The organism is Psychrobacter sp. FDAARGOS_221 (assembly GCF_002313155.2).
GTDB lineage: Bacteria > Pseudomonadota > Gammaproteobacteria > Pseudomonadales > Moraxellaceae > Psychrobacter.
In genome coordinates, this window is sequence record NZ_NWFK02000001.1 from 1091975 (window position 1) to 1114561 (window position 22587).

Here is a 22587-nt window from a genome sequence, read left to right on the forward strand (position 1 = left end):
TTAAATGGGGCCAAACAAGCAAAGGAAATAACCTACCACTAAAATAATCAATCAACTCAAATAGATAAAGAGACATAAATAAAATAAAGGTTTCGGCATAAACAGCTATTTGATTAAACCTAACAATCATTGACACCACAACAAACAAGGAACCCAAGATGCCATTAAATAATGACTTATTACGCTCACGTGTTAGGCTGCTCGGCTCACTGCTAGGCGATACCATTATCCGCCAAGCCGATGAGCAGACGGTTAAAACCATTGAGACCCTGCGTAAAGGCTTTATTCAAGAGCGCCGAAACCCCAATCCTGACAATAAGAAACAATTAATTGAACTGATTGCCTCACTCGATAACAAAACCTTAAAACATGTGATTCGCGCGTTTTCTATTTACTTCTTCTTGGCCAATTTGACAGAAGAAAATGTACTGCGTGAAGAACGACAAGTACTAAAAGAGCAAACCAATCACTTCTGGGAAGGCTCGTTCCGTCATACCTTGCTTGAATGCCGCCAACGTAATATCGACGCACAGCAAATCAAAGAGCTTATCGATCAGTTAAGATTTATTCCGGTGTTTACGGCGCATCCTACTGAGGCACGCCGACGCACGACCATGAATATCTTGCAAAGCTTATATGCTCACAATACGGCGCTTAATGAAAATGAGGAAGGCAGTAGCGCCTACGAAGAAGCCAAACGAAAAGTGGCAGAAACCATCGACTTGCTATGGTCGTCTGACGAAGTACGTACCCGTAAGCCGCTGGTTTATGATGAAATCAATAATGGTCTACATTATTTTAATGCCAGCTTGTTTACTGCGATTCCACAAGTCTATCGCAATATCAAAAACGCCATTAACGACATATATCCAGAACTGAGTGACTACCCTCTGCCAGCTTTTGTTAACTTTGGTTCTTGGATTGGCGGTGATAGAGACGGTAACCCATTTGTCACCCATGAAACCACCGAAATGGCGGTGTTGATGCATGCCAATACGGTGCTACGTCACTATCAGGTATTGATCAGAAAATTACGCCGTCAACTGGTGCATAGCGATACCATTATCTCGATTTCACCAGACATTTATCAGCGTATTAAGGACTACCAAGACCTCGATAAAAAGGTGTTCTATTACAACCTAGATGACTATCACAACGAGCCCTACCGCCGCTTACTGTCATTGGTGTTAGCAAAAATTCAGGCTACCAATGAGCACATCCAAAGCCAAGGCAGCAATCCTGAAGCAGCAGCCGATGCCTATCAAGACCCACAAGCACTGCTCGATGACTTACGCTTAATTCGTCAAAGCGTGACCAAGCATGATGCGGCACAAGCGGAAGGCTTATTATTAGACATCATTCGCTTGGTTAAAACCTGTGGCTTCCACTTGGCCTCTCTCGATATTCGCCAAGACTCTGGCTACCATGGCGAAGTCATCGCTGACATTTTTGCCAGTGCCTCGAACTTGCCTGACTATAATAGCCTGAGTGAAACAGAGCGTCAGCAGTGGCTGACTCGTCTATTACAACAGCCAGGAACGCCGCTCATTTATACCGAATATTTAAGCGAGCAAACGCAAGAGCAATTAGCCTTAACGAAATCGGTAGCTAAGCTGCGTAAATTGGTAGGCGAAAACACATTTGGCAGTTATGTCATCTCTATGACTAATAATGCCAGTCAGTTGCTAGAAGTGCTGTTATTAATGCGCTTTGCTGGGCTGTCAGGTATCGATGAAGATGGCCACCTATTTGCGGCACTGCCTGTGGCACCATTATTTGAAACCATCGAAGATCTTAAGAACATTGATAAAATCTTGCCAACGGTGTTGGACATTCCACTGTATCGCACCTTATTAGAGCATTCAGACAATACACAAGAGATTATGCTTGGGTATTCAGACTCCTCTAAAGATGGCGGGATTATCACCTCTGCTTGGCAACTGTATAGCGCTCAACAAACCATTACTAAGATTGCCAAGCAATATGGTATCCAAACCCGCCTGTTCCATGGGCGTGGTGGTTCGGTCAGTCGTGGCGGTGGCCCAACTCACCAAGCGATTGCTGCTCAGCCAGCCGGTACTTTAAATGGTCAAATCAAGTTTACTGAACAGGGCGAAGTACTGTATGCCAAATACGCCAACTCAGACACTGCAGTGTTTGAGCTTACCATGGGTATTACTGGCGCCTTAAAAGCGACCTCTTCTCGCTTCGTTGAGCAGCCCACACAGTTAGAGCGCTATGAGTCTTTATTTGCACGCTTAGCCGAAGCTGGTGAGCAGCAATACCGTGCTTTGACCGACAACACCGAGGGCTTTTATCACTTCTATTCTCAGGCCACGCCGGTACAAGAGATTTCTCTGCTCAATATTGGCTCACGCCCTGCACACCGCAAAAAAGGCCTACCTAGCAAATCAACCATTCGCGCCATTCCATGGGTGTTCGGTTGGTCACTAGCACGCTTTACCCTACCTGCTTGGTATGGTGTCGGTAGTGCGCTTGAAAGCGTTAAGCAAGATGAGGCATTAATGAAAGAGATGAACCAAAATTGGCCATTCTTCCATGCCTTTATTAGCAATATTGAAATGGCATTTACCAAGTCTGAGTTAAGTATCGCGCATGCCTATAGCCAACTGTGCGACGATGACAGATTGCGTGACGATATCATGCAAGCCGTTACCAAAGAGCATGACTTAACCGAAGCAGGACTAAACTCACTGCTTGATCAAAGCTCATTGTTATCGAAGCAGCAAGATCTGGCCAGCTCTCTAGAATGGCGTAATGCTTATCTTGATCCGATTAACTATATTCAGATTGAATTGTTAAAGCGCTTACGTCAGGATAAAGATGTCGAAGCGAATGACTCTAAGCTAAAAGATGGGGTTGCCGATGATATCTTAACCGAAGAGCTGTCTGTGGTAGATCCTCTAATCCGTAGTATTAACGCCTTGGCAGCGGGTCTACGTAACACAGGTTAATCTAGCTCAGCATCTAGTTCAGCAATGGCCATTGTTATACTTATTAAATAAGTAGCAATGGTTATGGCTAAACGAATATTTTTAAATCTTTTTTTAAATAACCAGCTTTTTAAACATGACCAGCGGTGTTATATCAAAGCAGATATAGCACCGCTTAATGTATCCCTATTAAATGACAAACCATTGATAACGATAGAGGCAGTGATGAAATATTTACTACAGTTCGACTTTCCTTTTTCTGGCCCATTTGGTGATGCGTTCTTTAACGCCATGCAAGATTTGGCCAAAGACATTGCAACTGAGCCGGGTTTGGTTTCTAAAATTTGGACTGAGAATGAGGAAACTCAAGAGGCTGGCGGCATCTATGTCTTCGATAACTTAGACGATGCCAATCGCTATTTAAAAAAGCACAGCGAGCGTTTACAGTCTTTTGGCATTACAGACATTAATGCCAAGGTATTTAATATTAATGAAGAACTTAGCGCCATTTGTCACGCTAAGTTAGATTAAAATATGCGGCTTTCTTAAATTTTAGCGAAATTCTGAGTCCACAAAAAAAGCCCATCACAAAAGTTGCGATGGGCTTTTTTAAGACTGTTTTATCTGATCAAGATCAAATAAACGAAGACTTATTACTTAGCAGCAGCGGCCTGAGCAGCAGCAACTTCAGCAGCGAAGTCTTCTTCTTTCTTCTCGATACCTTCGCCTACTTCAAAGCGAACGAATTCTTTAACAGTTACGCCGTCAGCTTTAAGTACGTCGCCAACTTTCTTGTCATTGTCCATTACGTATGCTTGACGTACTAGAACAACTTCGTCTAGGTACTTACGTAGGCCACCTTCAATCATTTTTTCGATGATGTTGTCAGGCTTGCCAGACTCACGAGCTTTCGCTTCAGCGATTTCTTTTTCACGTGCTAAAAGATCAGCAGGTACGTCAGTGTCGTTTACTGCAACTGGGTTGAATGCAGCGATGTGCATTGCTAAGCTCTTACCGCTTTCTTCGTTGCCACCTTCAGTTGAAACCACAACACCGATACGTAGACCGTGACGGTATGATGCTAGGTTGTCGCCTTCAACGATTTTTGCACGACGTACTTGGATGTTCTCACCAATTTTTTGTACTAGAGCAACACGAGCTTCTTCAACAGTTTGACCATTACCATAGTCTAGTGCTGAGATGTCAGCAGCTTCAGTTTTGTTGTTTGCAAGTGCAAGTTCAGCTACTTTGTCAGCGAACGCAGTGAAGTTTTCGTCTTTAGCAACGAAGTCAGTTTGGCAGTTTACTTCAAGAAGGATAGCTTTGTTGCCTTCTTGAGCGATAACGATAGCGCCGTCAGCTGCGATGTTACCCGCTTTTTTGGCTGCTTTAGCTTGACCTGATTTACGTAAGTTGTCGATTGCTTGCTCAACATCGCCGCCAGTTTCTTCTAGGGCTTTTTTACATTCCATCATGCCAAGGCCAGTGCGGTCACGTAGCTCTTTTACTAACTTAGCAGAAATCTTTGACATATCTTTTCCTCTATTTTTATATGAGTCGTTATGAATAATAAATAAGTAACAGAATTAATGTGCGTTATTCAAGATTCAAGGGTCATTGGTATCGTGATTTAGAATAAATTTATAAAATGACAAGGGCATGACGAGGGTTTCCACATCATGCCGCAATACAGTCAAATCATAGATTCTAAACTTAGATTGTTACCATAGATGTTCAAGATAGAACATAAACGTTTAAGTTAAAACCGCTAAAGTTAAAAACGTAGACGTTTAAGTCAACACTTAAACAGCACGTGTTTCAAATTACTCAGCTGAATCAGTTGCTGCTTCTTCTGCAGGTGCTTCTTCTGCTGCTACTGGAGTTTCAGCATTACCGCCTGCTTGAGTTTTAGCGTATTCTTTACCAGCGATGATCGCATCAGCCATACGAGTAACGTATAAAGTTACAGCACGGATTGCGTCGTCGTTAGCTGGGATAACGTAGTCAACGTTGTCTGGGTTTGAGTTAGTATCTACGATACCGATAACTGGGATACCTAGGTTTTTAGCTTCTTTAATAGCGATTGCTTCATGGTCAACGTCAACAACGAAGATAGCGTCAGGTAAGCCGCCCATGTTTTTGATACCGCCTAAAGAGCGCTCTAGTTTTTCCATAGCACGGGTACGCTCTAATGCTTCACGCTTAGTTAGCTTAGCAAAAGTACCGTCTTCGGCTTGTTTTTCTAGTTCTTTTAGACGATTGATTGACTGGCGTAATGTTTTCCAGTTAGTCAACATACCACCTAACCAACGATGGTCAACGTATGGCTGGCCAGCACGTAGTGCTTGCTCACGGATTACTTCACTTGCCGCGCGCTTAGTACCAACAAATAAGATTTTGTTGTTTTTAGCAGCTAGACCATTAACATAAGTTAAAGCATCGTTGAATGCTTTTACAGTGTACTCTAGGTTAATGATATGAATTTTGTTACGTGCACCAAAGATGTACTGGTTCATTTTTGGGTTCCAAAAACGAGTTTGGTGACCGAAGTGAGCGCCGGCTTGTAAAAGATCGCGCATTGGCATGTTAGTTGGACTGTTTGACATGTGTATTTCCTTTATAAAGTTGGGTTATGCCTCCACATTGCAAAAACTACCGATTTATCGACACGCATTTGTTCTATATTTACCTCGCCAATTAGGGCAACAGCAAATACGATAACGAACAAATTAGTCAAGCCGACAAACACCCAGCAATTCTTACACGCAATGTGTGTGTCATTGGTTAATAAATTAAAGACTGATAGTGGTAAAAATTACCCTCAGCAGCTTTAACTTAATGTGAGTTTTACAAGTATTGTTTTGCTTTCAAAACTTAGTCAGCAAACGCTGTAAATTTAAGAAATAAAACAAGGCAGCTATTTTATCATAGTTTAGTATTAAGTAGAAGTAGTAATTAAGGGTATGAAATGACAAAACAACTTAAAATAAAGCGACGTTATAACACCCTCTTAAGTAGCTTGCTAAATCACTTCCAATCAAAAAAACTGCCAGTAAAGCAACTTGTAATAAAGTAGTTACCAATGTAGTTCTCAATAAAGTAGCTTGTAATAAAGTAACTCTCAATAAAGTAACATAGCCATAAATTAATTGATAAAATGTCTGTGTTATAATAGCCGCTTAAGCTCAACACGCTAAGTTAACCCAGATGCCCAATGGCTAACTGTTAGTTAACTAAAAGCCTAGCAGGTTAGCACTCGATATCAGTACTAAAATATCTATTTTTAAAAACTGTCTTTTAAGTTAAATTTTAAGCTAAATCGGTTAAATGAATTTGAGCCCAATATATCCATTTAACCAACTTATCCCCTATTAATAACCATTAATGTAACACATAATTATTATGACTAATCCAAACAATCTAATTCTTGCACCCGATGCAATTGAGAAAATGAGAGTTGCCGGTAAACTTGCCAGCGACGTATTAGTAATGCTTGATGAGCACGTTAAAGAAGGCGTGACCACTGAAGCTCTAAATAAATTAGCGCACGACTATATCGTTGATGTGCAAGGTGCGATTCCTGCTCCATTGAACTATGGTCATCCGCCATTCCCAAAATCAGTGTGTACCTCAGTCAACCACGTGGTGTGTCATGGTATCCCAACTGAAAATAAAATCCTAAAAGATGGCGACATTATCAATATCGATGTGACCGTCATTAAAGATGGCTACTATGGCGATACCTCAAAAATGTGGATTATCGGCGAAGGCTCTATCATGGCTCAGCGCATCTGTGATGTGGCGCAAAAAGCACTGTATGCTGGTATGGCTGCCGTAAAAAATGGCGCACACCTAGGTGATATCGGTGCTGCAATTCAAGAAGTGGTCGAACCTGAGCGCTTTAGCATTGTGCGTGAGTTCTGTGGTCACGGTATCAGTAACCAATTCCACCATGAGCCTCAAGTGATGCACTATGGCCGTAAAGGCACGGGTATGGAGCTTAAAACGGGTATGACCTTTACCATTGAGCCAATGATTAACCAAGGTACGTGGAAGACCAAAATCCTACCCGATCAGTGGACAGCGATTACTAAAGACCGTAAATTATCTGCACAGTGGGAGCACACCCTAATGGTGACTGACAATGGCTGTGAAGTATTTACTACCCGTCCTGAAGAAGATCTAAGCTTTTTAACCACTTAGCACACTAAAAGACTGCCTCGGCAGTCTTTTTTTTACTCAAAAAAACGTCTATATTGTTATCTTACGTTATCTTGCTGCTTGGAAGCCCGTTATGTTTATCCCTGAACCTACAGATACGCTTATCACTCCCCTACCCGATATTAGCAATGTCATCACCGACAGTACCTGCAATGCTCGTAATTTGGGAATTCCAAACTGGCTAAAACAATTAGAACAAGATATTTCGCAAGCACTGGCTAAGGGCGTCAATATTCGTCAACTGGTCAGCGCCCGAGCGAGTGCGATTGATGAGCTGCTAATCGCTTTATTTGAATATCATGAGCTCGATCAGACCCGACTGGCGCTATTTGCAGTTGGCGGCTATGGACGTGGTGAACTGTCGCCCTACTCTGACGTTGATATCTTATTGTTATCTCCAGAGCCTCTGACCGAGTCAGAATCACTCAAAGTCGATGCTTTTGTAGCAAGACTATGGGATATTGGCATTGAGCCTGGTTTGGCGGTACGTAGTATCGAAGACTGCTTACAGGTCGCCGCCGACATCACGGTCGCGACCAACTTACTTGAAGCGCGTCTACTTGTCGGTAATGATGACTTAAGCGGCGTGCCTAATAATGTGGTACAAGAAGTCTGGTCACAAAAAGACTTTTATGATGCCAAGATGGCAGAGGCGCGTGCCCGCTATATCAATCATAACAGCACAGAATACAATCTTGAGCCGGATATCAAAAAATCTCCTGGCGGCTTACGTGACATCCATACCATTGGTTGGATTACCAAACGCTATTTTCGTATTAGCAAGCTTTATGACTTAGTACCGCAAGACTTTTTAACCGAAAAAGAATTCGATGAGCTGATGTTTGCCGAAGGCTTTTTATGGCAAATTCGTCATCACCTGCATCATTTAACAGGCCGTAATGAGAACTCACTGCTGTTTGATTATCAGCGTGATATCGCAAGACTGATGGGTTATGAGCAAACCGAAGACGATGAGCCCAACACCGCTGTCGAAAACTTTATGCGCGATTACTATCGATGCGCAATGCAGATTTCAACCTTATCAGAGATGCTGACCTCGCACTATTATGAGACCTTGATTGAGGCACGCCTGCCTGAGGCGCAGCGCCCTAAAAAGTCTGTGCTCAACGCCCGCTTTAATCAAATTGGTGATCATATCGCCATTGCCCATCATCATGTGTTTGCTCAGCATCCTGATGCGATACTCGAGATGTTCTTACTGATGGGCGAGCATGGGATTAAATATATTCGCACTCGAACCTTAAGAGCGTTAAAAATTGCTGCCCGCGGTATGGATCAAGCTTATCGTGACAATCCGGTGCATCAAGCCTTATTTTTAGACAATTTAAAACAGCAAAATTACCTCTTCCATCGTCTGCGTATTATGAAGCGCTATGGCGTATTGGCCGGTTATATGCCGCAGTTTGTCAATCTTATTGGACTGATGCAGTACGACTTATTCCATCGTTATACGGTCGATGAGCATATCTTGCTACTGGTGCGCATGCTGCATCGTTTTAGTGACCCTAAATACAAAGATGACTTTGCACTGGTAAGCTCCATTTACCAACGTATTGAGCGCAAAGAGATACTGGTACTGGCAGCCATTTTCCATGATATTGCCAAAGGCCGCGGCGGTGACCACAGTGAGCTTGGCGAATCCGATGCCATTGAGTTTTGCTTAACCCATGGCATGAGTGAGAGTGATGCCAAACTGATCGGTTGGCTGACCCGTTATCACTTATTGATGTCAATGACTGCCCAAAAGCAAGATATCTCAGACCCAGAAGTAGTGACTAAATTTGCCAATCTGGTCGGTAACGTGACCCATCTTAACCATCTGTATGTGCTAACGGTTGCTGATATGAACGCTACTAATCCACAGCTATGGAACAGTTGGCGCGCCTCATTAATGAAGCAGCTGTATACCCAAACTCGACGTATTTTACGTGCAGATTTGGATGCTCCGACCAACCGTCAGGATATGATTACTACCACTCGTCAGCAAGCGCTCGCTTTATTAGATAAAGCAGACAATAAGCACATGAATCGTGAAGAAGTACTGGCGCTATGGGATGAGCTGGGCGATGAGTACTTTTTGCGTGAATTACCCGAAGCGATTATGTGGCATACCGAAGCCATCTTAAATCACCCACCGCTGGGTAAAGCTTCTGATAACAGCAGTGAGCCCTTGATTGTATTGCGTGAGCATCAAGAATTGGCATTGGATGCGGTACAAATTTTCATTTACACTCAAAATCAAGCCAATTTATTTGCTGTCACCATGGCGGTATTTGATCAGATGAACTTAGATGTTCTCGATGCCAGAATTATCACGGCCACTCGTGACTTTGCGCTCGACTCTTACGTTTTGCTAGACCGTCATGGCACCTTGCTCAGTGACCCCGAATCACGTGAAGAGTTAAGTCGCCGCTTAGTGGATGCTTTTAGAAGCCCAGAAACTCCGAGACTGGTGCAAAAAAGACTGCCTCGACGCTTAAAGAATTTCCAAGTGCCGACGCGTATTGATTTTCAATACAATGAAGCCAGTCGTCAGCACATTATGAGTCTGACTACCCTTGATCAGCCCGGCTTGTTGGCGCGCATCGGCCAAGTATTTTTAAAGCAAAGCATCGAGGTGCATGCGGCGCGTATTACCACCTTAGGTGAACGCGCAGAAGATATGTTCTACATTAGTGATATTGGTGATGCACCGCTTAGTGAGGCCAAGCTTGAACGCTTAAAGCAGGCGCTAGAGGATGTACTAAGTCCTGCATCGAACTAAGCACTATATTCTAACTAAACAAATAGCATCTTTAATATCAACACTGGCAACTTTAACTACAGGCACACAAGCAGACTATGAATCCAAAATTAAGCTTACTTCACCCATACCCTTTTGCCAAAATGGCCACGTTACTGGCAGATTCAGAGGCAGCCAGTGACTATGACACCATTAAGCTGGGCATTGGTGAACCCAAACACCAGCCGCCACAGTTTGTATTGGAAGTGCTCGCTAATCAGTTAAATAAAGTACAAAACTATCCGTCGACCAATGGCATGCCTGAGCTGCGTGAGTCCATAGCCAGTTGGTTAAAGCAGCGCTTTCATCTCAATAGTATTAGTACTGACTCTCAGATTATTCCAGTGATGGGCACACGTGAGGCACTATTTAGCTTTGTACAAGCGGCTATTGATCCGACCCTCTCTAATGCTAACACCACAGAATTAGGTTTAGAGAAAAATGGCGATGAGTCACCGCTGATTGTGATGCCCAATCCGTTTTACCAGATTTATGAAGGTGCTGCGCTGTTGGCCGGTGCCACGCCATACTTTGTGCCGTGCACTGCCAGTAATGACTTTAAAGGCGATTATCAGTCACTGCCAAACGACGTTTGGGAGCGTGCTCAGATTGTGTTTGTGTGTAGCCCAAATAATCCCACTGGCGCCGTGTTTGACTTGCAAGATTGGCAAGCTTTGATTGAGTTATCAGATAGACATGACTTTATTATTGCCAGTGATGAGTGCTACAGCGAGCTATATTTTGATAATCCGCCGATGGGCCTGCTACAAGCTTGCGCTGAGCTTGGCCGTGACGATTATAAAAACTGCGTGGTGTTTCACTCGTTGTCGAAGCGCTCTAATCTACCTGGTTTACGCTCAGGCTTTATCGCCGGTGACTCAGCTTTATTAAAGCCGTATTTGCAGTATCGTACCTATCAAGGCTGCGCGCTACCGCTGCATCATCAGCTGGCATCGATTGCGGCTTGGCAGGATGAAGCGCATGTCGAGCATAACCGCCAGCTGTATGCACAAAAGTTTGACTTATGGATGCAGCAACTAGGTAATCAGTTAAAGCTGCGCAGACCCGATGCAGGGTTTTATTTGTGGGTACAAGTGCCTGATCAATTTACCGATGCTCAAGGTGACTTAGATGATGAGGCTTTTGTTAAAGTCTTATATGAACATCTTAATATCCATGCGCTGGCAGGTCGTTACTTGTCTCGTGAAGTTGATGGATTCAATCCAGGTAAAGGCTTTGTACGCTTAGCATTAGTAGCCAGTGTTGAAGAAAGTGAGCAAGCCATTGCTCGCATCAAGACTTTATTTGAATAGTTTTATTCACGTTATTTTATATAAGTTGTTTTATTTAAATAATTTTTTAGCGGCAAAAAGCGATAAGCGCAAATCATATCTGGCTTTTATCTACTATGGTTTGATAGGCTATAGCTATCATCCAGCTTAGCACTTTTATGCAAGCCGTTATTTTTAAAAGTTAGTTTATAACAGTTCGTTTATAAAAGTTATAAAAGCCTTCACTGATGACATGGATTGAGGTTATTGTCGCTAATAACCCATATCATACATTATAAAAACAATATGCTATAAAGCCAGGGAGCGGTTAATGAGTAGGCTAGACTTTACCCAGCCGCCGTTTGACGTATTAAGCGGTAACGAGCGTGCACTGTTAAAAAAGCACGCCAAAATCTTGTATTTAGCCAAACAGCAGCTATTGGCAGACACTCAATATCCATACTTTTACGTGGTATTAAAGGGACGTATCCAACAGCGCCTCAATGGAGATGCCATTGGTGAGTTCGTTGCCAGTACCTATAGTAATGATTGGTTCGATGCACGCAAACAACCTGACGGCCGTATTGATTCCTATGTTCAACCAAACGTAGATGACAACACAGCAGCTGACCATTATCAATACCAAGCGATTGAAGACAGCTTGTTACTTCAAGTCGATGCTCAAACCATTGATAAGCTGTCACGTCAAAACCAGCATATTCGAAACTTATTAAGTGGCGAGTTGGCGCAGCGCATGCAGGCCTATCATGAGCGTACCAAATCCGGAGGGCTTGCTTATGCCAGACGCCAGTCGCAGTCATCCCAGCCTTACCCATCAAATGGTTCACAGTATTTTGATAAAACAGCGCGTACAGCGGTCAGTCAATCGGTGTTGACTGAAACAAATACAGCTACTAGCAATCCTGTCAGCGAGCACTTAGGCGTATCACAGCCTGAATCATTACAGCCAACCACATCAGATTTAGCGACTAACCTAAGCACACCCTCCGAACATACAGATATAGATAGCAGCTTAAACAGCAGTAATTTAAATCATAATCAATCGGGCGCTGAGCACACCCATCATAGCCATAACAATACAGCCTTCTACTCTGTACAAGCTGAGTCCCAACAGCTGATGTTACAGCCGGTGACCGCCATTAGCATGCTTGAGGTGCATACCATACATGAGACCGCCAGCTTATATGAAGCGGCAAGCACCATGACTAAGGCCGGTCTTAAGCACGTGTTAGTCAAGCGCATGAATAGCATTGATCGTCACCCCACTCGCTCCTCTCAAAGCAGTCTCGGCATCTTAACCGATGCCGATATCTGCCGTGCTGTCAGTGAACGACTTGATCTTAATACCACTTTATGTCGCGATTACGCCAAGTTTAAGCTGCACACCATCAATTATGATCAAGATGTCAGTGAAGCCTTACTCGCCATGATACGCCACCGCGTACATCGCTTGCCGGTACTTGATGCCAACCAGGACGTTATCGGTGTGCTTGGTCAAAGTGATTTGCTGGCATTTCTAAGTCACCACTCACAGTTAATTACGGTTCAAATTGAGCAAGCTGACAGTATTGAAAGCTTAAAACAACCGGTTGAACAAATTGGTCGCTATATTCGCTCGCAACATCATAACGGCATTAAAATCGGGGTGATTAGTCGCATCGTACAGGCATTGAATGCACATGTGTTTGCCAAGCTTTGGCGTTTGATTGTACCGGAAATGGTATTTAATAATACCTGTATTATTGTGATGGGCTCTGAGGGGCGCGGTGAGCAAATCATGCGTACCGATCAAGACAATGCCCTGATTATCCGCAATGGCTTTAGAGACCCTAACCTTGAGCATTACGCCGAGCAGTTTAATCAAACCTTAGCGCAGATGGGTTATCCGCTGTGTGACGGCAAGATTATGATGAACAATCCACAGTGGCGATTGCCGTTAAACCGCTTTAAATCGCAAGTCACCAGCTGGTTTCATCAAAGTCAGCCTGAGCATGCTATTTGGCTGTCATCATTGCTTGATGCTTCCTACGTTTGCGGTGATGAGCGCTTATTAGACAGCTTACGCAAGCATCTGCAAGTCGCACATCGAAGTGCAGACCCGATGTTTATTCGCAGCTTTGCGCAAGCGGCGTTGCAATTTGGAGATGTCAATCAATGGTGGAAGAAGTTTATGCCCCTTATCGGCAAGCCACTTGAACAAGATATTGACCTAAAGAAAGTGGGTATATTTCCCTTAGTACATGGCATCCGCAGTCTGGCGTTAGAAAATGATATATTTGACGTAACCAGTAGCAAGGCCCGCCTGCAAGCTTTGGCTCGTGCAGAAGTCATCACTCCTAAGCGAGCTGAGACCTTAAATGAGGTGCTAGAATTCTTTATGGCCAGACGACTTGATATTGCGTTAGCCACTGAGGACAAAACCGCTCACGAAGTCGACCCAACGACTTTGTCGGCACTAGAAAGAGATCTGTTAAAAGAATGTCTGAATGTGGTGAAAGGCTTTAAAAATGATTTGCGTCATCGTTATCAGCTTGAGGTTGCTTAATGCCAGTTATGACAGTTATTAAGGACATTTATAATTTAGCTGATCAATGTCCAAGCTTTATGGTTGATCAACCATGATGACGATTAGCGATACGGTTCATCGGCTAAAAGCTTCTTGGCATCAGCGCCACTTGAGTCGTCCTGAGTATGCGTTTATGTTCGAACCAGCCGCCAAAGATGAGTGGGTAGTGATAGACTGTGAAATGACAGGGTTAAATGCCAAAAAGAACCACTTACTATCAGTGGCTGCTATCCATATCGATGGCTCAGTGATTGATACCGCACAAGGGCTACACTTAATCTGTCGTCCGCCGATGATGCCTACCGAAGACACCATCATTATTCATGGTTTACGTCCGCTCGATGTGGAGTACGGTCTAAGCTATGAGCAGATGCTACAAATACTGCTGCCTTTCATTGGCAATCGGCGCATTGTCGGCTTTTGCCCTCAGCTAGATATGAGCTTTTTAAACCCATTGGCCAAGACTTATATGGGAACACCCCTGCCCAATCCTGTCATCGACATTCGTCACCTGTATAATCGCTATAGCGGTGATCGCACACAAGGTGTCGCCCATCAAGCACAACAGCTAACTGCCATTTGTGAGTCGCTAGATATCCCAGAGCTTGGTGCGCATGATGCTTATAATGATGCGCTGATGACAGCCATGGCTTTTTTACATCTAAAACCTTAAAATAAAGCCCTTAATACCAGAGAAGTCATTGATAAAAGACAGGTTAGCTGTTTTCTCTTAATGTCTGACTCTGCTGATTCTGATCTTTGCTAACCCTTGCTAACTTTTATGAGAGTAACTGCCTTGCTTAAGACTCCTTTTAATCATATTTTGGCAGCAATTCGCCTGTACAAAGCAGCTTCTATGACAGTCGCTGCGATAGTGACGCTTGCCCTAACCCCATTCTCATCTTATGCTCAGCTGCCTGAGCCTATAGAAAATGCGCTACAGGCGGCCAATATTTCGCCAGATAATATCAGTATTGTGATTGCGCCAGTCACAAATCAAGCGCATGACCAAGCACGCAATCAAAGCGAGAACCAAAGCAGTGAGTCGAATCAAACTCAATTAGAGGCAGGCAACTCAAGTCGACTATCGGCGTTGACTAACGATGAGCAAGATCAGCAAGATCAGCAAGATCAGCAAGCCCAGCCTAATAAAACCAAATCTCAGTCTCAAGCAAGCAAGGGTGCTGACGGTGTTAATATTACCTCTAATAGTTCAATACCAGGGTTACCTACTCAACAATTCAATGCTCCACAGCTGCAACACGCTGTGCGTCACCTTGCTAATGTCCCACGTACGCCAGCCAGCACCTTAAAATTGGTGCCCACTTTTATCGCTTTAGATTTGCTCGGACCTGATTTTACTTGGTTTACCAAGGTGTATCATACTGGCTATGTTCATGCCAATACCCTATACGGTGATTTAATTATCGAAGGCGGCGCAGACCCTAAGCTAACTCATGAACATTTAGGTCGATTATTACAGCTAGTCAAAGACCACGGCATACGCCATATTAAAGGCAACATTATTGTGGATAGCGCCATCTTCCAAGACGTCGCGAAAGACCCGGCTGCTTTTGACAATGACCCATTACGACCTTATAACGCCAGCCCAGATGGCCTATTGATAAACTTCAACAGTATCCAAGTCAATGCATACCCAATACAACATCTGCAGCAAGCAAATAAGGCCAAACTATCTTACAAACCTAAGTTAGCTGACTATCACTTGCCCAATACACTGCCGATGAGCGCTTCTGCAGAATGTCGTACCACACTGTCGGCATTAGCTCCAAGCTGGCAGGCCGATGAGCTGGTATTTAACCATCCACTACCAACCTCATGTGATGCGTTTGAGTTTTATATTGCCTACCCGAATACCAAAGACTTTGCCAAACGTGCAATTAAACATAAATGGCTTAATCTAGGTAACTCGTTATCTGGTAATATCAAGTTTTTGGGTCTTGGGAATACTTTGGCTGGGTCTGTAATAAATACAGAAGCACCACAAAAGACCAGATTCGGCAGTTACCTAAGCACTCCACTTGAAGCAGCTAGATATCAGAGCAAACAGCAGGACACTAAAAACAAAAACACCAATAAAAAACAGTCGCAAAAAGAGAGTCAAAAACTGGTTCCAATGCGATCTTCTATCATACCTTCACCGCCGCTGCCTTTTGCCAGCTATCCTTCTGCGCCTTTGTCACAGCAAATTCATGACATCAACCATTACTCAAATAATGTAATGACAGAGCAGTTAACATTGACATTGCCGCTATTTGTGGATAATAAAACCTTAACCAGCAGCAGCTATATAGACTCACCATTTATCAAAACCAAGCACGACAGCCATGCCACTTACCCCAAAGCATTGGCTGTGATTAATCAGTGGTGGCAGCAAAAGCTGCAAACCCCAGCGCCGGTGATGAGTAATGGCTCAGGCTTATGCCAGGACTGTACTGCAACCTCAGATAATTTGGCTGAGCTATTAACTTTCGCCTATAGTCATCCTGACTTTGATACCTTTGCCAACTCATTACGTAGCAAACCATTAACAGGACTTGCTAATATCATTAGCGCTAACAGTGTCAGTAATAACGAGGCGAGCGACTCTTCAACTAATACTCAAAATATAGGTCGTGCATGGTACAAGACCGGTACGCTAAGTACAGTTTCATCAGTTGCGGGTTATGTGCAGAGTCAATCAGGACAGGATTATGTGGTGGTTGGTATTATTAATAGCGATAACGACCAGCCTCTAAATACCTATAATGCACGGGCAGTGCTTGATACCGTGTTAAACTGGACCGCACAGCAGTAAACTTTAAAGCCAAGCCCACAATATTTAGAGCGTACTCAATGATATTTGTCTGGCTCAAATTGAACGGTTTAAATCACCCAGTTACAGGATAAGACACTATGGAAAATATCTTTTTTAATAGTTGGGAGACGCTGTTTCGCATCATCATTGCCTCGGTTGCGGTCTATGTCTGTATTGTCTTATTTCACAAAGTATCGGGGAAACGCTCGAGCTCACAGCTAAACAACTTCGATTGGGTGGTTACTGTGATGATCGGTTCCATTGGTGCCAGCACCATTGTGCTCAGCAACGTACCTATTATTGAAGGCATGGCATCCATTGTCACCCTGCTGCTGCTACAGTTTTTGGTCACTCAATACTCAACAGTATCACCCGAGTTTGCCAGCTTTATTTTGTCTGAGCCACGCGTGGTGTTTTACCAAGGTCAATTTTTACCAGAAGCGATGCGCAAAGAGCGTCTCACTCGTCAAGAAATTGAATGTGCTATGCGTAGTGAGGGTATTCATGATTTTGATGAGGTGGCGGCTGTCATCTTTGAAAGCGATGCTAAGCTGACAGTTGTTGCTAAACGAGATGAGCAGCAACGTTATGATGAGGAGGGTAATATTCGTCCATCAGACACCTTAAACCCACTGACTTAATACCTAATAATTAATACTTAAAGCTTAATAATTTAATACCTAGTCATAGTCAACTAACTTAATGCTTAATTGAATAGGCGCTTCATTAAAGCAGGGATTGGAAGCATAACTTTTTATTAAGTAGCAGCTTGGCAGACAAAAAAAGGTTAGGAAGCAATGCTTCCTAACCTTTTATAACTTTGATAATAAATACGTTGTGATATATGTCTTGCCATAAAACGGTTAATTAGTTAACACGTTTCCAAGTTTGGCTACGCTTCAAGAAAGGCATACCTTTTACGTTACCTGTTAGCTTTAATGTTTTACCGTCATTAGCTAGGTTAACTGTACCGCCATATACTTTACCACTTTCTGGATCAACCAAGTCACCACCTGACCATTTATTGTTACCATCTGCTTTTAGGTTGGTTAAAATTGGCAGACCTACAATTGGTTTATTCTTTAATGCGCCTGAGCATTTTGAACAAACTTCTTTTGCTTTTGATGAATCATTGACTTTGACGATAGTGCCAGTAACAACACCGTTTTTCTCAGTCATTTTGATAACTGCTTTTTTCTCACCGGTTTTATCATCGACTGACTGCCACTGTGTATTGTTAAGTGAAGCCGCCATAGCTGCAGTTGACAAAAGACCTGTTAACGTTGCAGTTGCTAATAATGTAGTGATACGTTTCATATTCGACTCCTATCGAAAAAATAAATCCTTTTAAGGTATTAAACGTCTGCTATTTCAAGTATTTACTAATTTTAAAAAGTACTTTAATAGCGAAAACAAGCCAATAATACAATGTAAAATTAAACTTGTCGAGTAAAAACAATGAACTTTTACTTAAAACAGTATTTATAATCTAAAGTTATATATAGGCGAAACAATTGGGTGCATTTATTGCTCGTATGTTGCCAACAGCCTTTTACCAACTGCCAGTTAATAACCACTTTGTTACTGCTGGTATTACCCCTATGCTTTTAATCAGCTAATAACCAATAATTAATAACTCGCTACTTAATCAGAGCAGATTTTTCGATCCTTACATGAATAATCTTTACATGAATTTAAACTATTTTGGGCTTTACACAAAGCCAATCATATTTTAATCAGCCGTTTGCTATCATCCTTTATTATGACTACACCTAATCGTACTTTCTGTGCGCACACGCTTGCGACATTACGCCCATTATCTCTTGCTTGCGGCTTCGTCTTGGCACTTGCCGGCTGTACCACGACATCGCCCTTTATCATCGATAATAAAAGTTATCACTCACAAGGTCAGGAACAACGTATTAAGTTTATCGTGCTTCATTACACGGTCGGTAATAACGAGCGATCATTGAAACAACTAACCGAGGGAAATGTTAGCGTTCACTACTTAATCATGGATCACCAAGACGACAAGATTTATCAGTTGGTTGATGATGACAAACGGGCATGGCATGCTGGTAAAGGCGCTTTTGCTAATAGAACCATGCTCAACGATACCTCAATCGGCATCGAGATTGTCAACCCTGGCATTAAGCCTGAATACAGACAAGTATTACGCCAAACCGATGCAGAATATTATGCTTACGAGCACTACATGGACTTTGAAGAGGTTCAAATTGAAAAAGTCGCCTACCTTGTAGATAAGCTGGCTAAGCAATATGATATTGACCCAACCCATATTATTGGCCACTCTGATATGGCTCCTTCTAGAAAAATTGATCCTGGCGCCAAATTCCCATGGGAAAAACTACATAAAGAGTATGGTATCGGTGCTTGGTACGATGAGTTCGATAAATCTTATATCATGAATTCTGGAGAGTATGAGACGGCAAGCATTCAAGATATCAAGCAACTATTTCGCGACTATGGTTACGATATCAATGACACAGATGAGTGGGATAAGTCTAGCCGCAATGTGATTTATGCCTTTCAATTACACTTTAGACCACAGCAGCCTACCGGGAATATGGACTCAGAAACCTACGCCATTTTAAGAGCGCTTAATGCGAAATATGTAGATCGAGATTAGTTGTTGAATTCGATAGCTTTAAAATGCAAAGAGAGCGATAAAGATTAGTCTTTATTGCTCTCTTTTTTACTTGAAGTCAGTATTGACTTAAAGCCATCAAAAGATCAGTTATACGCTGATGACAAGCTGATGATAAATAGTGACTAATTACCGTTAGGCGCTTTAGCAGCTGCCTGATAAATAGGCATTACTTCAGGTATTAACTTCTGGATTTTATTAATACGCTGCGTTGAATTAGGGTGAGTAGACATTAAAGTTACAACCGCATTTGATCGGCCGTTGACCGCTTCCATTTTTTGCCAAACACCCATTGCTCTTTCTGGATTATAACCCGCCTGTGCCATTAAACGTACACCAATAGCATCCGCTTCCGACTCTTGGCTACGTGAAAAAGGCTTTGTTATACCTAAGTCACTAATCAAGCTCAACGACTGTGCATCAAGTCCAGTCTTAGCTTGAATTGCTGCACCACCAAACTGAATTGCCAAGCCAGTCAAGAGCTCTTGTCCTGCCCCTTTTTTACTGTGTTCTTCCAAGGCATGCGCCATTTCATGACCAACCACAGCAGCAATTTCAGCATCGGTTAAATTTAGCTTTTCGACAATGCCGCTATATACCGCCATTTTACCCCCTGGCATTGCCCAAGCATTCAGCTCAGGTGAACGAATTACCGTCATTTCCCATTTAAAAGGAACGCCCGTTGTATTGGCTTTATCAGCATATGGTTTTAGACGATTAAAGACGCGATTAACACGAACCGCTGTATTAGAGGTTCTATCAATTGCCCCTTCTGCACTTGCTTTAGTCACTACTTGACTGTAGTTCTTAGCAGCCATATTGTTCATTGACGCTGTATCATAGCCTGCAATATCGGCAACAGTAGCACATCCAACTAAACTGGTCATGGTAGCCGCTAACAGAGACATTTTTATTTTATTAATCGTATTCATACATATCCTTATACAAAAGAGAGGGCGTTCAATTGAAGGATCTCTAACACCGAAATGTAGTCAGAACTTAAGACTCTTGATACTGACGAGTCGTTAGTTAGTTACTTACACAAAATGTACCTTATATGTAAATAATGTATCGATAATATTAATAAAGTTAAATTACCACATCTAATAAATAGTGTCTACCATTAAGTTAAACTACTAATAGTTGTCTGCTTTTAATGAAAAGATACAACTAGTTAACGCCCTCCTCTAAAATGTTTTTTATTCTCTACTTCCAGATAATGCTTGCTTAAACATGGGTATTAGCAGTCTATTACCATATTCGCTTAAATGGTCACCATCATAATAAATGGGTCGGCCATGGTACTCCCCCATACATTCAGTCATAGAACATAAATAGCGGGTTGGATCTAATAGCTGTACATTATCGTTTTTGGCTACGTTATAAAGAATATTTAGTGCTTCTTTATTACGCTTGTCATAAGCATGCCGTGGCAAAGACACATCGGCTTGCTGCTGCTGTAATAATAGTGCTCGGCTTACTCGCTTGGGGATATTTTGCTGCATTTCGGGTACTGGTAATACCAGATAAACTGTTCGATTAGCAGATATTTGTTGAATACTTCTATCAAGGTTAGTATTGAATTGTGATAACAGCTCAGGCGTCGCTTTCTGGTACTCTTCATCAAAATAGATTAACGGCTGCGTATCAATTGAGTTGATGATACGTTCTGGATCATTTTGTCCATACAGGTATACCGCTGTTCTAGAACCCCAAAACACAGGAGTATTTTGATAGTTGCTCTGTAAAAACTCGAGTCGTTTCAAGTTTTCCTGCTTACAGTCCACTCCTTTCTCACGAATATGAGCATCCAATATGAAAGGGCAAGAGGATCTTGTTAAGGCAATGATTCCTTCCTTATTTAAGTCAAGAGCATCCGCTAAAGCAGTGGTTATAGCATCCGCATGGCTATCTCCAACCATTATGGCGCGTATATTATCTTTATTACCAATATAACAAGGAAATTCTTCATCTAGCATACACCGATAAGGATTTTTATTGTTTGCCTCTTCAGTTGCTGCAATGACACTAGGCGAATAATGCCAAATGAAACCCTCTGTTTTATAAGCTGCCCGCCCAACGATGGCAATCAGTATCATCATGTATAGAGGCTTAAAGGTGAGCACCTTTTTAATACCTTTATGTGCTGTGTGCCAGTTTCTTTTTTCAATAAAATGATAGCTTAAATACCCCAACCCAACAGACAACAATATACCAATAAAAATACTGTATTTTGGTAAGTCAAAATAATAGATAGCGACCACTAATGGCCAATGCCACAGATAAATAGAATAGGACCATGCACCTAGTTTTTGTGCTAATGCGTTACGACTAATCAGTCCGTCTTCACGTTGAGATTGAATAATTAAAAAAGTACCAATGACTGGAAACAGTGCTAAATAACCTGGCCAAGCATTCTCAGCTGAAATAAATAAATAAGAGCCGGTGACAGCGGCTAAGCCTATCCACTGGGCATATTTTTTATAACGGTGCAAGACGGTAATCGGATATAAATAAGCAATACCTCCCACCATCATTTCCCATGCTCTTGATGGCAGCAGATAATAAGCGCTGTCTGGGGTCTTGTAAGAGGCATAAATACAGTAGGCAAAACCAACAATCGCTGAAGCCAGTATCAGTCGCTTTAGTACCTGTAGGCTGAAAAACTTGCCAAGCAGTACCAGCAAAAGAGGATAAATAATATAAAATTGCCACTCTACTGATAAAGACCAACTGTGCAGCAGCCACTTCTGGTGTGATGCAGTATCAAAGTACCCTGCTTCATTGTTATAGGTGAAATTAGAGAAGAACCCTATGCTACTAGCCACATGTCGTCCAAGTACCTTGTAATCTAAAGGTATAAGATAAAACCAACCAAAGATGAGTAAGGCTATACATAAAGCTGCCAGTGCAGGGACAATCCGATTGGCACGTGCCATATAAAATTTAGACAGCAAAAAGTTTTGATTTTCGAGGCCACGAAAAATAATACTTGTCATCAAAAATCCAGAGATGACAAAAAATACATCCACACCCGCAAACCCGCCTGGCATCCATGCAGGATTAAAGTGAAATAAAACCACGGCTACAACAGCAACTGCACGTAGACCATTAATATCTGTTCTAAACTTCATAGGTTGATTCTATTGGTTGGTAAGTTTGGTTTGCTTATGAATAAAAGAAAATATCCGCTATTATACCCATAGTCACTACAAAGCCTGGCTTAGTATTTGATAAGGGTGATATATGAGATAAAGTTACTCTC

15 protein-coding genes are annotated in these 22587 nt (G+C 42.4%); 10 read left to right on the forward strand and 5 right to left on the reverse strand.

The window, feature by feature from the left end; translation table 11 throughout:
* The first annotated feature begins 158 nt into the window (after positions 1-158).
* Positions 159-2975 (forward strand): phosphoenolpyruvate carboxylase, encoded by a 2817-nt coding sequence (gene ppc / locus A6J60_RS04510; RefSeq protein ID WP_096064918.1) that lies wholly within the window; start codon positions 159-161, stop codon positions 2973-2975.
* Positions 2976-3179: 204 nt separating this feature from the next.
* Complete coding sequence (locus A6J60_RS04515; protein WP_096064919.1) at positions 3180-3485, forward strand: monooxygenase; 306 nt, start codon at positions 3180-3182, stop codon at positions 3483-3485.
* A 122-nt stretch (positions 3486-3607) separates the two neighbouring features.
* Here A6J60_RS04515 and tsf read toward each other — a convergent pair whose 3' ends face one another.
* Together tsf and rpsB are read right to left on the reverse strand one after the other, a co-directional pair.
* The gene (gene tsf, locus A6J60_RS04520; protein WP_096064920.1) at positions 3608-4486 is read right to left on the reverse strand and encodes a translation elongation factor Ts; all 879 of its coding nucleotides are present in this window, start codon (positions 4484-4486) and stop codon (positions 3608-3610) included.
* 291 nt (positions 4487-4777) lie between these two features.
* Positions 4778-5560: a 30S ribosomal protein S2 gene (gene rpsB, locus A6J60_RS04525; RefSeq protein ID WP_096064921.1), complete on the reverse strand. Its 783-nt coding sequence runs from the start codon at positions 5558-5560 to the stop codon at positions 4778-4780.
* Between the two features lie 796 nt (positions 5561-6356).
* Here rpsB and map point away from each other — a divergent pair.
* The 7 genes from map to A6J60_RS04560 all read left to right on the forward strand — a co-directional run bounded on the left by map (position 6357) and on the right by A6J60_RS04560 (position 17295).
* Positions 6357-7157: a type I methionyl aminopeptidase gene (gene map, locus A6J60_RS04530; protein ID WP_096064922.1), complete on the forward strand. Its 801-nt coding sequence runs from the start codon at positions 6357-6359 to the stop codon at positions 7155-7157.
* 91 nt (positions 7158-7248) lie between these two features.
* The gene (gene glnD, locus A6J60_RS04535) at positions 7249-9960 is read left to right on the forward strand and encodes a [protein-PII] uridylyltransferase (RefSeq protein WP_096064923.1); all 2712 of its coding nucleotides are present in this window, start codon (positions 7249-7251) and stop codon (positions 9958-9960) included.
* Between the two features lie 77 nt (positions 9961-10037).
* Positions 10038-11291 carry a succinyldiaminopimelate transaminase gene (gene dapC / locus A6J60_RS04540; protein ID WP_096064924.1) on the forward strand — a complete coding sequence of 418 codons (1254 nt, stop codon included), beginning with the start codon at positions 10038-10040 and terminating at the stop codon, positions 11289-11291.
* A 289-nt stretch (positions 11292-11580) separates the two neighbouring features.
* Entirely contained in the window at positions 11581-13815 is a 2235-nt protein-coding gene (locus A6J60_RS04545) for a DUF294 nucleotidyltransferase-like domain-containing protein (protein ID WP_096064925.1), read from the forward strand.
* Positions 13816-13888: 73 nt separating this feature from the next.
* The gene (locus A6J60_RS04550; RefSeq protein WP_413772361.1) at positions 13889-14509 is read left to right on the forward strand and encodes a 3'-5' exonuclease; all 621 of its coding nucleotides are present in this window, start codon (positions 13889-13891) and stop codon (positions 14507-14509) included.
* A 123-nt stretch (positions 14510-14632) separates the two neighbouring features.
* On the forward strand, positions 14633-16654 hold the full coding sequence (locus tag A6J60_RS04555) for a D-alanyl-D-alanine carboxypeptidase/D-alanyl-D-alanine-endopeptidase (RefSeq protein ID WP_193778022.1): 2022 nt from the start codon (positions 14633-14635) through the stop codon (positions 16652-16654).
* Between the two features lie 98 nt (positions 16655-16752).
* Positions 16753-17295, forward strand: a complete 543-nt coding sequence (locus tag A6J60_RS04560; protein ID WP_096064927.1) for a DUF421 domain-containing protein — start codon at positions 16753-16755, stop codon at positions 17293-17295.
* A 226-nt stretch (positions 17296-17521) separates the two neighbouring features.
* On the opposite strand, the gene A6J60_RS04565 is transcribed toward A6J60_RS04560, so the two are convergent.
* Positions 17522-17971 (reverse strand): DUF2147 domain-containing protein, encoded by a 450-nt coding sequence (locus tag A6J60_RS04565; protein ID WP_096064928.1) that lies wholly within the window; start codon positions 17969-17971, stop codon positions 17522-17524.
* Between the two features lie 445 nt (positions 17972-18416).
* On the opposite strand from A6J60_RS04565, the gene A6J60_RS04570 reads away from it, so the two are divergent.
* Entirely contained in the window at positions 18417-19304 is an 888-nt protein-coding gene (locus A6J60_RS04570) for an N-acetylmuramoyl-L-alanine amidase (protein WP_096064929.1), read from the forward strand.
* 143 nt (positions 19305-19447) lie between these two features.
* On the opposite strand, the gene A6J60_RS04575 is transcribed toward A6J60_RS04570, so the two are convergent.
* Positions 19448-20254, reverse strand: coding sequence for a M48 family metallopeptidase (locus A6J60_RS04575; protein WP_096064930.1), 807 nt, complete (start codon positions 20252-20254; stop codon positions 19448-19450).
* A gap of 267 nt (positions 20255-20521) precedes the next feature.
* Positions 20522-22456 (reverse strand): acyltransferase family protein, encoded by a 1935-nt coding sequence (locus tag A6J60_RS04580; RefSeq protein ID WP_096064931.1) that lies wholly within the window; start codon positions 22454-22456, stop codon positions 20522-20524.
* Between the last annotated feature and the right edge of the window lie 131 nt (positions 22457-22587).